12 protein-coding genes and 1 tRNA gene are annotated in these 14,424 nt (G+C 61.6%); 2 read left to right on the forward strand and 11 right to left on the reverse strand.

The genetic code is table 11. From position 1 onward, the window contains the following. Nucleotide 1: 1 nt before the first annotated feature. The 9 genes from NKH35_RS17475 to NKH35_RS17515 all read right to left on the reverse strand — a co-directional run bounded on the left by NKH35_RS17475 (nt 2) and on the right by NKH35_RS17515 (nt 8,089). Nucleotides 2–1,609 carry a carboxyl transferase domain-containing protein gene (locus tag NKH35_RS17475; protein WP_352741773.1) on the reverse strand — a complete coding sequence of 536 codons (1,608 nt, stop codon included), beginning with the start codon at nt 1,607–1,609 and terminating at the stop codon, nt 2–4. Nucleotides 1,610–1,617: 8 nt separating this feature from the next. Next, complete coding sequence (locus tag NKH35_RS17480; protein WP_155922473.1) at nt 1,618–2,523, reverse strand: hypothetical protein; 906 nt, start codon at nt 2,521–2,523, stop codon at nt 1,618–1,620. Nucleotides 2,524–2,532: 9 nt separating this feature from the next. Beyond that, nucleotides 2,533–3,696, reverse strand: a complete 1,164-nt coding sequence (locus NKH35_RS17485) for an isovaleryl-CoA dehydrogenase (protein ID WP_352744932.1) — start codon at nt 3,694–3,696, stop codon at nt 2,533–2,535. Further along, complete coding sequence (locus tag NKH35_RS17490) at nt 3,665–4,309, reverse strand: TetR/AcrR family transcriptional regulator (protein ID WP_023702168.1); 645 nt, start codon at nt 4,307–4,309, stop codon at nt 3,665–3,667. The genes NKH35_RS17485 and NKH35_RS17490 overlap by 32 nt, the downstream gene beginning before the upstream one ends. A 67-nt stretch (nt 4,310–4,376) precedes the next feature. After that, entirely contained in the window at nt 4,377–4,661 is a 285-nt protein-coding gene (locus tag NKH35_RS17495; protein ID WP_352915547.1) for an acylphosphatase, read from the reverse strand. Between the two features lie 156 nt (nt 4,662–4,817). Next, nucleotides 4,818–5,930 (reverse strand): pyridoxal phosphate-dependent aminotransferase, encoded by a 1,113-nt coding sequence (locus tag NKH35_RS17500; RefSeq protein ID WP_352744926.1) that lies wholly within the window; start codon nt 5,928–5,930, stop codon nt 4,818–4,820. Nucleotides 5,931–6,190: 260 nt separating this feature from the next. Continuing rightward, nucleotides 6,191–7,363: a porin gene (locus NKH35_RS17505; RefSeq protein ID WP_023684506.1), complete on the reverse strand. Its 1,173-nt coding sequence runs from the start codon at nt 7,361–7,363 to the stop codon at nt 6,191–6,193. Between the two features lie 121 nt (nt 7,364–7,484). Continuing rightward, nucleotides 7,485–7,727, reverse strand: coding sequence for a GIY-YIG nuclease family protein (locus NKH35_RS17510; protein WP_352521909.1), 243 nt, complete (start codon nt 7,725–7,727; stop codon nt 7,485–7,487). Between the two features lie 271 nt (nt 7,728–7,998). Next, nucleotides 7,999–8,089, reverse strand: a tRNA-Ser gene (locus NKH35_RS17515). Nucleotides 8,090–8,553: 464 nt separating this feature from the next. Between NKH35_RS17515 and NKH35_RS17520 the strand changes: the two genes are divergently transcribed. Together NKH35_RS17520 and NKH35_RS17525 are read left to right on the forward strand one after the other, a co-directional pair. Further along, complete coding sequence (locus NKH35_RS17520) at nt 8,554–9,768, forward strand: porin (protein ID WP_023731410.1); 1,215 nt, start codon at nt 8,554–8,556, stop codon at nt 9,766–9,768. Nucleotides 9,769–10,009: 241 nt separating this feature from the next. Continuing rightward, nucleotides 10,010–11,086 (forward strand): tyrosine-type recombinase/integrase, encoded by a 1,077-nt coding sequence (locus NKH35_RS17525; protein WP_352522269.1) that lies wholly within the window; start codon nt 10,010–10,012, stop codon nt 11,084–11,086. Between the two features lie 40 nt (nt 11,087–11,126). Here NKH35_RS17525 and NKH35_RS17530 read toward each other — a convergent pair whose 3' ends face one another. Both NKH35_RS17530 and NKH35_RS17535 read right to left on the reverse strand, forming a co-directional pair. After that, nucleotides 11,127–12,047, reverse strand: coding sequence for an alpha/beta fold hydrolase (locus tag NKH35_RS17530; protein WP_352522268.1), 921 nt, complete (start codon nt 12,045–12,047; stop codon nt 11,127–11,129). Between the two features lie 300 nt (nt 12,048–12,347). Next, nucleotides 12,348–14,381, reverse strand: coding sequence for a lytic transglycosylase domain-containing protein (locus NKH35_RS17535; RefSeq protein ID WP_352915552.1), 2,034 nt, complete (start codon nt 14,379–14,381; stop codon nt 12,348–12,350). Nucleotides 14,382–14,424 lie beyond the last annotated feature (43 nt).

Here is a 14,424-nt window from a genome sequence, read left to right on the forward strand (position 1 = left end):
CTCACATCCTGAACACGCCGAACTTCGTTTCCTCGATTCCGGCGTTGAGCGCGGCCGACAGGCTGAGCGCCAGCACCTCGCGCGTTTTCGCCGGGTCGATGATGCCGTCGTCCCACAGCCGCGCCGAGGAGTAGAGCGGGTGGCCCTCATGCTCGTATTTCATCAGGATCGGCTTCTTGAATTTCGCTTCCTCGTCCGCGCTCCACTCACCGCCCTTGCGCTCGATGCCCTCGCGCTTGACCACCGCCAGCACGGTCGCCGCCTGTTCGCCGCCCATCACCGAAATGCGCGCATTCGGCCACATCCACAGGAACCGCGGCGAGTAGGCGCGTCCGCACATGCCGTAATTGCCGGCGCCGAACGAGCCGCCGATGATCATGGTCACCTTCGGCACGCGAGCGGTGGCGACCGCCATCACCAGCTTGGCGCCGTCCTTGGCGATGCCGCCGGCCTCGTATTTCCGCCCGACCATGAAGCCGGTGATGTTCTGCAGGAAGATCAGCGGGATCTTGCGCTGGCAGCACAGTTCGATGAAATGCGCGCCCTTGACAGCACTTTCGGAAAACAGCACGCCATTATTGGCGATGATGCCGACCGGCATGCCCTGAAGATGGGCAAAGCCGGTGACCAGCGTGGTGCCGTAATTCTGCTTGAACTCGTCGAACTCGGAGCCGTCGACGACGCGCGCGATCACCTCGCGCACATCATAGGGCTGGCGCAAATCCGTCGGCACGATGCCATAGAGTTCACGCGGATCGTGAAGCGGCGGCGCGGGTTCCTGTAAGCTCAGGCTTACGGTCTTGCGCCGGTTGAGGTTCTTGACGATGCGCCGGCAAATCGCGAGCGCATGTTCGTCGTCCAGCGCATAGTGGTCGGCGACACCGGACAGCCTGGTGTGCACGTCGGCGCCGCCAAGCTCCTCGGCGCTGACATCTTCGCCCGTAGCCGCCTTCACCAGAGGCGGGCCGCCGAGAAAAATGGTCGCCTGGTTGCGCACCATGATCGTCTCGTCCGACATTGCCGGCACATAGGCGCCGCCCGCAGTACATGAGCCCATGACGCAGGCGATCTGCGGAATGCCGGCCGCCGACATGTTGGCCTGGTTGTAGAAGATGCGGCCGAAATGCTCGCGGTCGGGAAACACCTCGTCCTGGTTGGGCAGGTTGGCGCCGCCGCTGTCGACCAGATAGACGCAAGGCAGATTGTTTTGCAGCGCGATCTCCTGCGCGCGCAAATGCTTCTTCACCGTGAGCGGATAATAGGTGCCGCCCTTCACCGTGGCGTCGTTGACCACGACCATCACCTCGGTCCCTTCGACACGGCCGACGCCGGCGATGATGCCGGCCGAGGAAATCTCCTCGCCATACATGGACCATGCCGCGAACTGGCCGATCTCGAGGAAAGGCGAGCCGGTGTCGAGCAATTGCGCCAGCCGCTCGCGCGGCAACAGCTTGCCGCGCGAAACATGACGCTCGCGCGCCTCCTCCGAGCCACCGCGCTCGACGGTTGCCGCCTTGTCCGCAATGTCGGCAACCAGCGCCCGCATGCGCTCGGCATTGGCGAGGTAGGTTTCGGAGGAGGGCGAGATCTGGGTTTGGAGTACGGCCACATCGGTTCCTATTGCTCTGCCACGACTTGCAGCTTGCCGTCACGGCGCTCGAAAATGTACTCGGAGAGAAGATCAGGTTCGGTCTTGAAAACCTTGTCGATAAATGAGCGAGCAAACTGAACCGCATTGGGAAGCCGCTTGTCTACAACGACGATGGCATCGCGTTTTGGAATGGCTATGAAAACGCCGTTGGGGAATTGCGGTCCAAGCGTGGCCCAGAATTTTTCGGTCAGGAGGAGAGCGGGTGAGATGGCCTCATCCCCTTCGACGGTGAAGATCGATATCCCGTCGAGGATACGCTCCTGCTTGACCTTCGTAATCTGCTTGTTGATGTTTTCCAGAGCAAGCTGGCGAAGCTGTGCGAGTGAGCGGTCTCCAACATCGTCAAGCCGGACGCTGGCGAGCGAGTCCTCATTGTCGATTTGGTAAAGGATCACGACGTCACCCGCCAAGGTTTCAAACGCCGGTCCTTTGTCGGGCTCTGTGCCATCGCCTTTGAAAGCGTCGAGATGTTCGCGCGGTCGAATGTTGGCAATCAGTAGATCGGCCTGGAAGCCGCTTTCGCTATCGCTGAGCACGAGCGTGGTTAGAAAACGTTCGATTTCGGTTTCCGCCTCTCCCGCCGGCAGGTCGCGAATGCGGCCTAGCAGGTTCGTAACGTCCACCTGAAGATGAATATCCTTGCCGGTAGAACCGACCCTGGTTACGTCAAGACGCGCCGGATCGGCGGGGTTGGGAATTGCTTGCTTGACTCGGCTGTCAGCCTTCAGGCGGGAAATGACTTCAACCCGCAGTGCTGCAACGTCTCGAAATTGCGGCATATCTGAAGAGGCGGCATTCGCGAATCCCGACAATGGGATCAATGCGACGATAGTCCGTGCTAATACTCCAAGGTATTTTGGCAAACCAGGCATTGAAATCGCTCACACCCCTTCCGCCATGATCTCGCGCCCGATCAGCCAGCGTCGAATCTCGCTGGTGCCGGCGCCGATTTCGTAGAGCTTGGCGTCGCGCAACAGCCGGCCGGTCGGATACTCGTTGGTATAGCCGTTGCCGCCAAGCAGCTGGATGGCGTCGAGCGCCATCAGCGTCGCCTTTTCGGCGGCAAACAGCACGCAGCCGGCAGCATCCTTGCGTGTCGTCTGGCCGCGATCGCAGGCAGCCGCGACAGCATAAACGTAAGCGCGCGCGGCGTTCATCGTCGAATACATGTCTGCAAGTTTGCCCTGCACGAGCTGGAACTCGCCGATCGGCTGGCCGAACTGCTTGCGCTCATGCACATAGGGGATCGCCACGTCGAGACAGGCCGCCATGAGCCCGAGCGGTCCGCCGGCGAGCACGGTGCGCTCGTAGTCGAGGCCCGACATCAGGACCTCGACGCCGCGGCCCTCCTCATGCAGCACATTGTCATAGGGCACCTCGACATTGTCGAACACCAGTTCGCCGGTGTTGGAGCCGCGCATGCCGAGCTTGTCGAGCTTTGGCGATGCCGAGAAGCCGGCCATCGTCTTTTCGACGATGAAGGCGGTGATGCCGCGCGATTTCCGCTCGGGATCGGTCTTGGCGTAGACCACCAGCGTTTCGGCATCGGGGCCGTTGGTGATCCACATTTTCGAGCCGTTGAGCACATAGCGGTCGTTGCGCTTTTCGGCGCGCAGCTTGAGCGAGACGACGTCGGAGCCGGCGCCCGATTCCGACATGGCCAGCGCACCTGCCCTTTCGCCCGAGCACAATGCCGGCAGGAATTTCTCCTTCTGAGCCGGCGTCGCCCAGCGGTTGATCTGGTTGACGCAGAGGTTCGAATGGGCGCCGTAGGAGAGACCAACCGAGCCCGAGGCGCGCGAAATCTCTTCCACCGCAATGACGTGGGCAAGATAGCCCATGCCGCTGCCGCCGAAATCGGGATCGGCGGTGATGCCGAGAAGGCCGAGCGCGCCGAGTTCTTTCCACAGATGCGCGGGGAATTGATTGCTGCGGTCGATCTCGGCGGCGATCGGCGCTATTTTCTCCTGGGCAAAGCGGCGCACCAGATCGCGCAGCGCCTCGATGTCTTCGTCATGCCCGAAGCTGAGTGTGTTCGTGTACATGCCGTTCCTCCCCGATTTCGATCTTCGCGCCAACCAGGCGCATTGTCATTGAAAGGTATGTCGCCGTGACTTCAGCCATCGACAGCCGCTCGCCCGGCCGGAACCAGACGATGACGCCGGTCATCATCTGGATCAGGGCCATGGCAGTGAGCCCGGTGTCATCGACACTGAAGGCGCCGGCCTCCGCGCCGTCGCGCAGGATGGCGCGCAACTCCTTCTCATAGGCGGTGCGCATGCGAAGGATCTGCGTCAGCCGGTCATGCGACAGGCTGCGCAATTCCATGTTCGAGACATGGGTGGAGTGGCGGCGCTCGATGTGGAAAGCGATGTGGTTTTCGACATAGGCGGCAAGCCGCATTGCCGGATCGGCTGCGTCGGGGCGTGCGGCGTCCCACGCTTCGATCAGCCCTTCCATATGTTCGCGCATCAGCGTGAACAGCAGGTCTTCCTTCGTCGGAAAATAGCGGTAGAGCGCGGCCGCCTGGACGCCGACCTCGGCGGCAAGCTGCCGCATCGACATTGCCTCGTAGCCGAAGCGGGCGATCAGGCTGACCGCAGCCTCCCGGACGGCCGCTTCAGTTTTTTCGCCGTCGGATCCCGTTGTGCGTGCCATGAACGTCTCCCGAACCAGTAATAAAACGAACGTTCAATTAATTCAAGCGGCAATAAAGTGGTTCCGTCTAGACGATGATCCGAAAGTCGATGGGCGCGTCGAGGAGTTCGAATTCCTCGGTCTCGACCTTCGAAACCGAAGCTCCCCTTGGCCCTTGCCGGAGCCGTTCGATCATTGTGGAAACCGCAGCATCGGCACCGGCAATCCAGGCCGTCACGGTGCCGTCTCGTTCATTGCGTACCCAACCTACGAGGCCAAGCCCTGTCGCTTCGCCTCGCGCCCACGTCCGGTAGCCGACGCCTTGCACCTTGCCATGCACACGCGCCTGCACTGCCCTTTGCCGGTCATCCATCGTTGCCTCCCATGCACAGAAACTGGCGCGGAATCGGACGAAAGCAACAGGCTTGAGTGTCGGATTGCTGCTGGATCGACGGAGTCGGGGTCGCGGCTGATTCTGTTTTGGCCTTGGCGGCCTCGGCAGGCTCTGTTGCGATGGCAATCGGCCGGGCTAATTTCCCCGCGCAGCGGCGAGCGCGCCGAGCAGTTCCTCGGCAAAGATGTCGAGCTCATGATCGAGGCCGACGCTGACCCTTATGCAACGGTCGAGCCCTGGCGCCATCGGTTTGCGAATGAACACGTCGCGCGACAAAAGATTTTGCAGCACTTTCAGCGCGAAGGCGCCGTCCTTGCCGCAATCGATGGTGACGAAATTGGTCGCCGATGGCAGCGGCTTCAGCCCGTTCGTCTCGGCAATCCCGGCTATACGTGTGCGGCCGGCAGCAACTCGCGCCACCACGCTGTGCAGCCAGTCCTGGTCGGCCAGCGCCTCGACGCCGGCGATCTGCGCCATGCGGCTGACGCCGTAATGGTTGCGGATCTTCTCGAAATCGCGGATCACCTCAGCCTCGGCCACCGCATAGCCGCAGCGAATGCCGGCCAGCCCGTATGCCTTGGAGAAGGTGCGCATGCGGATGACGTTGGGCCGCGCGACATCGATCGGCGGCAGCGCCGAGGCCGGCCCCAATTCGCCATAGGCCTCGTCGAGCACCAGCATGGTGGTTTCCGGCAACGCTTCGACGAAGCGGGTGATATCTCCTGCTTCCCACCAGCTGCCCATCGGATTGTCCGGATTGGAGAGATAGACCAGCGGCGCCTTCTCCTTGATGACTGCCTTGAGCAGGCCGTCCAGGCTTTCCTTGTCGTTCTCGTAAGGCACCGTGACCAGCCGGCCGCCGACGCCGGCAATGTGGAAGTTGAAGGTCGGATAGGCGCCGAGCGAGGTGACCACTGCGTCGCCCGGCGCGACATACATGCGCGCCACCAGGCTGAGCAGCCCGTCTATGCCTTCGCCGACCACGACGTTTTCGGCGCCGACCCCGAGATGGCGGGCGGTGGCCTGCTTCAGATCGTAATTGTCGGGATCGCAATACATCCACTGGTCACGCGCGACGCTCTCCATGCGGGCGATAACGCGCGGTGAAGGCCCGAAACTGCTCTCATTGGCGCCGATGCGGGCGCGAAACGCGCGGCCGCGCTCGCGCTCCTGCGCCTCCGGGCCGACAAACGGCACCGTCGAGGGGAGTGCGCCGACAAGCGGCGTGAGGGCAGGGCGCTGGCGCATGGCAAAGGCTCACGACGAGAAGAGGGGCCTTCTTGCTAGCGTGCCCGATAGGACGGCGCAAGTTCTGGCGCGGCTGGAAATAGCGGCCATGACGCCCGGGATGAAATCGGCGCGGGTGGCCACGCTCTACGACCTGACTGCCGGTAGGCGGCAACCTTTTGAAGGCCAGCACTGCAGCCAATGACTATGGCGACGGATGCTTCAAAAAGAAAAACCCGGCGGTTGCCCGCCGGGTTCGATTTTGAGCCAGTCAGAGCCTGTTAGAACGAGCGCTGGAAGCGCAGCAGGCCGCCAATGCTGCTCTTCTTGTCGGCGTTGGTGAAGTTGGAGAAGTTGGCGTCGTCGAACTTGCCTGCGTTGAGGTAGTCGACTTCGGCCGTGACCGTGAAGCCGGGAACAACGTCGTAGGCGATGTTGGCGGCGACGCCGAGATTCTTCCATTCGTCATACGAGACCTGGGCGTTGAACGAGGTCTTCTCGTTGATGGTGTAGGTGCCGCCACCCCAGAATGCCCAGTTGCCGCCCCACTGCTTGTAGAAGCCGCGGCCGCCGGCGTCGATCGCATAGCTCGAGTCCGTCAAATTGTCGTCGGTGCCGTAGCCGCCCATGATGAACAGCGACAGGTTCTGCATCGGGGTGATGTCCAACCGAACCTTGCCGGCGACTTCTTCATAGTTGCTGTCATAAGCGACGACGCCGGTGATGGCGCCCCAGCCCTGCGTGTACTTCACGCCGCCGACGACATGCGGAACGTAGCTGTCGATGGTGTCGAAGCCCGAGCCTTCTTCGAGAGAGACGACGGCCGAGAAGCCGTTGCCCGCATCGAAGTAGTACTGGACGACGTTGGTGTCGAAGTCGCCGTAGGGAACGAGCGTATCCTGAAGGACGTTGCCGGCGTAGCCGATGAACGTGTCGAAGGCCGATTCGTCTTTACCGACGCGCAGACCACCGAGCTGGATCCAGGCGAAGTTCAGCGAAACGTTCTTGTTGCCGGCAGGGTTGGAGTTGAACTCGTCTGCTTCGGTCGTCGGATCGTCTGCCGAGGGGTAGCCGTTGCGGTTGCCGAAGTTGAAGCGGGTCTCGGTGTAGGTCTTCAAGGTGCCGAGTTCGGTTTCCTGGCCGGTCCAGGTCTTCAGCGTGAAACGGGCGTTCTTGTAGAAGGTATCCTGCTCGTCGCCATCCTTATGGTCGAAGGACCTCGCACCGTCGAACGAGCCGACGTCGCCGGCACCGATGTCGTAACGGACATAGCCGCCAATGCGCAGGCAGGTTTCGGTGCCGGGAATGTAGAAGTAGCCGGCGCCGTAGACGTCGCAGATCTTGACGTATTCAGCCGGTTCCGGCTCGGCGACGACGACGGCGTCGGCGGCGCGCGCACCGGAAACTGCGATCAAGGCCGCAGCGGAGCCGAGGAGAAGGCTCTTAATGTTCATTTTCTGACCTCCAGTCAGAATCGAACAAGATAGTGAAGCCGGCGACAGGCGTTTTCGCTGTAATCAGTTGTTATTGTTGAGGTTTATTGAAAAATGGACTTTGCTGCGGGTGATGCGGCCATCACCACAGGCGCTTGTTTGCGAAAGCATGCCCTGAACCGGATTTGAGATAGCGCTCGAATGAAGCTGCCTTGGCCTGGTTCGAAAAGGCCATATAGGTGACGATCCGCCACGGCAGAAACTTGGATGTATGGCTGGATTTCCCCGCATTGTGCTCGACAAGCCGTCGTTTCAGGTCCGTCGTTATGCTGATATAGCGTTCGCCTTCGGCAGCCGCACTCTCCAGGAGATACACATACCACATGAGCTGCTCTCCTTTGCCGGGGCTTCGGAGGGCATCCTCTCCGCCATCCTGCTTCGCGCTGAGGGTTGGGTTTGTCCTGCGAAGCTCGAAGAGCGAAGCAGGACTGCCAATCGAATTTTGCAAGGGATGCTTTGGGCTTACGCTGTGCGGCACGTAGCACGCCACACGGTCCGGCCCTCCTACGCCAAGGCTTCGGAGGGCATCCTCTCCGCCATCCTGCTTCGCGCTGAGGGTTGGGTTTGTCCTGCGAAGCTCGAAGAGCGAAGCAGGATGGCGGAGAGGATGGGATTCGAACCCACGAGAAGCTTTTGACCTCTACTCCCTTAGCAGGGGAGCGCCTTCGACCACTCGGCCACCTCTCCGTTGCGCCGCTGGATAAAGAAAAGCGCGGGCACAATCAACAAGCCGGCGCCATTATCTCTGAAAATTCCGGATTTGGCCGCAGCGCCGCCTTTTGCATGCGGCGAATCTGCGGCCGCTCCCTGGCCGGCGAGTCGGCAGCAGCGCCGCAATTCCGGCCGGCGATCGCCGGATTCGGCCGCAATGCGGCGCGCTGGACAAGGCTTCCGGGCCCTTCGATAGTTAATGAGAGCTTTCTGACTGAGGCCAAATCGTGTCATTTGTGCAACAACGCCGGGGGATAGCACCCGCACAGCCCTTTTGCCGGTACGATCATGGTTGAACGCCGCCGCCTCATGGGTAATGTCAATTTCGAAGGAGCGGCGCGGTGCGCATCTTTTTCGGTAGTGGGGATGGGGCAGGGAACGCTGTCCTTCAGCAAAGAATACCCAGACCCGTTTTTTAACTTTTGACTGGAGGTCAGAAAATGAACATTAAGAGCCTTCTTCTCGGCTCCGCTGCGGCCCTGATCGCAGTTTCCGGTGCGCGCGCCGCCGACGCCGTCGTCGTCGCCGAGCCGGAACCGGCTGAATACGTCAAGATTTGCGACGTTTACGGCTCGGGCTACTTCTACATCCCCGGCACCGAAACCTGCCTGCGCATCGGCGGCTATATCCGCTACGATATCGGCGCCGGCGACGTCGGCTCGTTCGACGGTGCGACGTCTGCCGACGTTGAGGACGGTGGCAGCAACGACACCTGGTTCAAGCACGCCCGTTTCTCGCTGAAGACCTGGACCGGCCAGGAAACCGAGCTCGGCACCTTGAAGACCTACACCGAGACCCGCTTCAACTTCCAGAACAACAACCGTGATTCGGGCTTCGATCCGGACGGAGCCGGCCCCCTCTTTGGCTCGCCCAATGCTGCTGGCAACGGCGACACTGTCTCGCTGAACTTCGCCTGGATCCAGCTCGGTGGCCTGCGCGTCGGTAAGGACGAATCGGCCTTCAACACGTTCATCGGCTACGCCGGCAACGTCATTCAGGATACGCTGGTTCCCTACGGCGATTTCGACACCAACGTCATCCAGTACTATTTCGATGCGGGCAACGGCTTCTCGGCCGTGATCTCGCTCGAAGAAGGCGCGGGCGGCGGTACTCCCGGTTCCTACGGCGTGGGCACGATCGACAGCTACGTTCCGCATGTCGTCGGCGGCTTGAAGTACACGCAGGGCTGGGGCGCCATCACCGGCGTCATCGCTTACGACAGCAACTATGAAGAAGTCTCCGGCAAGGTTCGTTTGGACATCACCCCGATGCAGAACCTGTCGCTCTTCATCATGGGCGGCTACGGCACCGACGACAACCTGACGGATACGGGCTACGCGTTCCCGGCCGGCGGCCGCGGCTTCTACAAGCCGTGGGATGGCAACTGGGCAGTCTGGGGTGGTGGCACCTACACCATCAACGAGAAGACCTCGTTCAACGCTCAGGTTTCGTATGACGAAGGTGAAAACCTCGGCATCGCAGCCAACATCGCCTACGACGTCGTTCCCGGGTTCACGATCACTGCCGAAGTTGACTACGTCAATGCAGGCAAGATCGATGAGGTCGATACCCTTGGCACGAACCACAACTGGACCGGTATTACTGATGGCGACGACGCCATCGGCGGCATGCTCCGCTTCCAGCGCTCGTTCTAAGGTCTGGCTTTAGGCAAGTGAATACCAGCCCGGGCGCATCTACGCCCGGGCTGTTTTTGTTTCGTGACTGGAACAAGGCAAGCAGAAGGAACAGGGGGAATCGGCAGCTGAACAGTCCGTAGGGTGAGTTCGTGGGATCCGCTGATGGGCGGATGAATTCACAACTGCGTGATTAAATCTCTTGAAAGGACGCTTCCAAGCGGGTAGGTCTGACTCTATCCACTCGGGGGTGTGGCAATTTATGACCATCGACGCGATACAAGAGGGCGACCCCTCCGAACATTTCTCAATGTTCTCTTCTCAAAATGCGAAGATAAAATACAGCTACAACAAGATCAGAGAAGTAAAGTCGCACCGGGTCGGAGAGCTTTTTTCAGCATACCGAGACATACTCTGGGATGATGGGCGACATAAGTACAATGTCAGCTCCTTCATCGGCGAAATAGACGAGATTCTCCTCGGAGAACGGTTCAGCGCCTTCGACCAGAGCACCCTTGACAACCTTATCGGCACCTTGCGCCAGCGCGGCAACAGCAACGCAACCATCAATCGAAAGATGGCTGCCCTCAGCAAACTGCTGCGCAAGGCTTACAAGATGGGGGATATCCACAGCCTGCCCGAGTTCCGCCGCCAGAAGGAGCGGGCGGGACGGATACGTTTCCTCGAAAGGGACGAAGAAGCAAGGCTGTTCGCCGCCATCAGGACCCGCAGCGAGGATGCCTACCGTCTTTCATGCTTTCTCGTGGACACCGGATGCCGTCTCGGCGAGGCGCTCGGACTGATCTGGAACGACATCCAGGAACACCGCGTCTCGTTCTGGATCACCAAATCCGGCCGCAGCCGCACCATCCCGATGACCGAGCGGGTCAAGGAGGTCATCAAACTGCCCCCGTCAGAGGGCCGCCGGCCCAAGGGCCCGTTCACCAAACTCAGCCAGGCACAGTTTCGCGCCATCTGGAACGATGCCAAGGCTGAAGTCGGTCTCGGCGCCGACGACCAGGTGGTGCCGCACATCTTGCGTCACACCTGCGCCTCACGTCTGGTCCAGGGCGGCATCGACATCCGCCGCGTGCAGATGTGGCTTGGCCACCAGACGCTTTCGATGACCATGCGCTACGCACATCTGGCCACCAACGATCTCGACGGCTGCGTCGTCGTGCTGGAGACACCACGCGGCGAAGGGCTGTCCGGCGATGGAAAAAGCTCGGCCTTCGCATCGCCGCTGACCACGGCCTCAGTGCCAGCGCCTGCTCAAAAAAGCAAAACGGCAGCGGCGAAGGCACCCAAGGCGCCCCGGAAAAGCTCGAAAGCCAAATAGTTACCCAAGGCTTTCATATACTGCCACGACAACCCCAGGATCAGATTTGATCTTGGGGTTTACTTATCCTATCCAAACATTCCGCTTCATCCAGGAAAGCCGCGATAGCGCCCGGCAAATTGCCTGTCTCCAGGAAGGGGGCATGACCCTGGCCCTCGACGGTGGTCGCTTCCATGCCGGGATGACGCTTTTGCATCTCGTCGAGTGTGTCGGCCGACAAGAGTTTCGAGTTGGCGCCGCGAATGGCAAGCAAAGGTATCGCCGCCAGCGCCTCGAACAGCGGCCACAGATCCGGCAACGGCTTGCTGAGGTCGAGGCCCGCCACCGTCTCGACCAGCTGCGTGTCGAAATCCGGCAGCAGGAGGCCTTCGTCCGTCTCGCGGTAGAGGGCCGACACCATCCGCTCCCAATCCCCCTCGGTCAGAGCGGGAAAATCCGCGCCGTGCGCGACGCGTTGCGCATCGATCGCCTCAGCGCGGCTCTTCGGTTTCGGTGCCGGGTCGAGATAGGTTTGGATATGGGCGAGCCCCGCGGCCTCGATCACCGGTCCGATGTCGTTCAGCACAATGGCTTTCAGCGCGGCTGGCCGCAGCGGGCCGAGCACGTGGATGATCAGCCCGCCGCGCGATGTGCCGATAAAGGCCGCTTCCTCGACGTTCAGAGCGGCCAGTCCGGCGAGGACATCGCCGGCCTCGATGCCGACATTGTAGTGGCCGATGTCAGGGTCGTAAGCGGACTGGCCGCGGCCACGGTAGTCGAAGGCGATGACCTTGCGCGGATTGTCGGCCCGCTGTGACAAATAAAGCGCCAACTCATGAAAGTCGCGCGCGTTGCGGGTCAGTCCAGGCAGGCAGACCACCGGCCAGGTTCCCGAGTTTGTCTCACCGTAGATGCGAGCGTGAAGTCTGAGGCCGTCCGGCGCTGTGTAGAAGAAATCGGAAAAGCCGTCGGTGCTCGACATATTAAAAGGACTCCCTGGCCGGATTGTCTCCGTCTGCTACAGGCGAGGGTGGGAGCGGTCAAATCGAGGGTTGTCGGCAAGCTGACACTCTTGGAAATGTCGCCCTCCTCTGTCCTGCCGGACATCTCCCCCACGAGGGGGGAGATTGGCGGTTCAGGCGCTACGCCCTTCCTTCGACGTTGGAGATTGGCGAAATCGGCAACGACAGCTGATCTCCCCACTCGTGGGGGAGATGGCCGGCAGGCCAGAGGGGGGCGCGAAGGATCGCCAACGTCTGCCCATGGCGACAGCTCTGCCGCCTCAACCCCGCCCGTTCACCAAATCCCCAACGATGTCGTACTTCCCCGAAATACGCATCTTGTAGACCTCGTAATTCTCCATCACGCGCTGCACGTAACTTCTTGTTTCGGTGTAGGGAATCCGCTCGATCCAGTCGACGACGGCGTCGATGCCCTTGCCGCGCGGGTCGCCGTACTTGGCTACCCATTGGCTGGCGCGGTTGGGGCCGGCATTGTAGCCGGCGAAGGTCAGCACATAGGAGCCGCCGAAGCGGTCGAGCTGCTCGCCGAGGAAGGCAGCCCCCAACGTCGCATTGTAGCCGGCATCGCTGGTCAGCCGATCCTGGGAAAAGCTCAGTCCTGCCTTCTTCGCCAATTGCTTGGCGGTGCCCGGCATCAGCTGCAGCAGGCCGCGCGCGCCGGCGCTGGAGACGGCGCCGACATTGAATTCGCTTTCCTGGCGGGCGATCGCATAGGCCAGCGCCTTGCCCGAGCCGGATATGTCGGCGGTGTCGGGAATGACGCCCAGCGGATGCGACAGCGCGCCGACATCGATGCCGCGCGCGCCGGCGATCTTGCCGATCTTCAGCGCCATGAAATGATTGCCCTGCTTTTCCGCCAGCACCGCAAGCAGCGCCAGCTCGCCGGGGCTGGTCAACTGCCCGGCGAGGTCGCGGTAAAGCGTCTCGGCATAGCGGTCGTAGCCCGCCTCCTGCAGCCGCTTGATGGCGCTGACGGCTTCGCGGCCGTCAAAGCTTTGGCGGTCGTCAGTGCTTGGCTCGGGATAGACGATGTTCAGCGTGCGCAAGCCAACCCGTTCCGCCGCCAGCTGCCCGTAGAAAGTGGTGCCATAGGCTGCCGCCTTGGTGAAATAATCCTTCGCATTGCCGGGACCGCCGGCTTCCGCCGCGCGGCCAAGCCAGTAATAGGCGCGTGACAGCGACATCGGTCCCTGCGCGAGATCGGCGATGCGGGCAAAATGGGTCGAGGCCGTCGCAGGATCGTTGAGGCCTCGCAGCGCATACCAGCCGGCGTGGAATTCAGCCTCGGCGGCGCTGGCGGGACTTTCGGCGGCGTGCGCGGCAACGATCTTGTAGGCGGTCTTCCAGTCGCCCTGGTCGACCAGTGCGCGCGACAGCACGCGGCGCTCGACCCACCAGGTATCGGGATCGACCAGCGCGTCGCGGTTCGTTGGCGCTTTCATCATCACCGCGGCGGCGTCTGCAAACTTCCGCTGCTTGCGCAGATATTCGGCTTGCGCGAAGAAATAGCCGGCCGATTGCTGCGCGGCAGGCACTGCTTTCAACAGCTTGGTCGCGTTCTTGTCGCCACGCGAGGCGGCGGCCCAGGCATCGGCCAGCGGTTGCGCGCCGGCAAGGGTTGCGACCCGCAGCGCCGAATTCTCCCGGTCGGCATAAAACATCCGCTCCATGCGGAAACGATGGTCGGCAGCCGGAATGATGGCGCCAAACTCCTTGATGACGGCCACCTCGTCCCTGGCTTCCAGCTTCTCGGTGCGCCAGAACGGCGACAGCACGGAAAGCGCCGCCTTGGTGTTGCCAAGAGCTCTATAGGAGCGGGCAAGGATGACCACGCCTTGAAAGGTCAGCGGCTGGCTGCCGTCAAAGGCTTTCACCACGGTCTGCGGCGAGGGGTTTTCGCGGTAGAGCGCGCGCTCGCTGTTCTTGCGCAAGGCCATGGTGCCCGGCCAGTTCGGCAGCATCTTTGCGGTATCGGCAATCTCGCTGCTCGGCACACGGTCGCCGCCATAGAGCGCGATTGCCCAGGCCAGGATATGGCGGTCCAGCGAACTGGCCGGCAATGTTTCGCGCACCGCTCGTGCCGCGGCGATATCGCCGGTCGCCAACGCGTCGAGACTGCCTTTCAACACGGCGATATTGGCGGAGGGCGCATCGGTCTGCGCTCCATCTTGCATGTCAGGCATCGGGATCGATGAGGTCGTCTGCTCGTCGACGCTCTCGTTTGCCGCCGTTCCCACTATCAGCAGGGCAACGGCGCCAAGCAATATGAAGCGGAGTGGCCGACTGGCCGGCATGATCCTGATCTTTCCCTGTTGCGGCACTTTAGATGGCAAGCCC

Origin of the sequence: Mesorhizobium sp. M1143 (assembly GCF_040318435.1) — a bacterium.
Classification (GTDB): Bacteria; Pseudomonadota; Alphaproteobacteria; order Rhizobiales; family Rhizobiaceae; genus Mesorhizobium.

Coding starts and splice junctions, on each gene's coding strand:
- NKH35_RS17480 (WP_155922473.1), bottom strand. CDS start 2,523: ATGCCTGGTTTGCCAAAATACCTTGGAGTATTAGCACGGACTATCGTC.
- NKH35_RS17485 (WP_352744932.1), bottom strand. CDS start 3,696: ATGTACACGAACACACTCAGCTTCGGGCATGACGAAGACATCGAGGCG.
- NKH35_RS17490 (WP_023702168.1), bottom strand. CDS start 4,309: ATGGCACGCACAACGGGATCCGACGGCGAAAAAACTGAAGCGGCCGTC.
- NKH35_RS17495 (WP_352915547.1), bottom strand. CDS start 4,661: ATGGATGACCGGCAAAGGGCAGTGCAGGCGCGTGTGCATGGCAAGGTG.
- NKH35_RS17500 (WP_352744926.1), bottom strand. CDS start 5,930: ATGCGCCAGCGCCCTGCCCTCACGCCGCTTGTCGGCGCACTCCCCTCG.
- NKH35_RS17505 (WP_023684506.1), bottom strand. CDS start 7,363: ATGAACATTAAGAGCCTTCTCCTCGGCTCCGCTGCGGCCTTGATCGCA.
- NKH35_RS17510 (WP_352521909.1), bottom strand. CDS start 7,727: ATGTGGTATGTGTATCTCCTGGAGAGTGCGGCTGCCGAAGGCGAACGC.
- NKH35_RS17520 (WP_023731410.1), top strand. CDS start 8,554: ATGAACATTAAGAGCCTTCTTCTCGGCTCCGCTGCGGCCCTGATCGCA.
- NKH35_RS17525 (WP_352522269.1), top strand. CDS start 10,010: ATGACCATCGACGCGATACAAGAGGGCGACCCCTCCGAACATTTCTCA.
- NKH35_RS17530 (WP_352522268.1), bottom strand. CDS start 12,047: ATGTCGAGCACCGACGGCTTTTCCGATTTCTTCTACACAGCGCCGGAC.
- NKH35_RS17535 (WP_352915552.1), bottom strand. CDS start 14,381: ATGCCGGCCAGTCGGCCACTCCGCTTCATATTGCTTGGCGCCGTTGCC.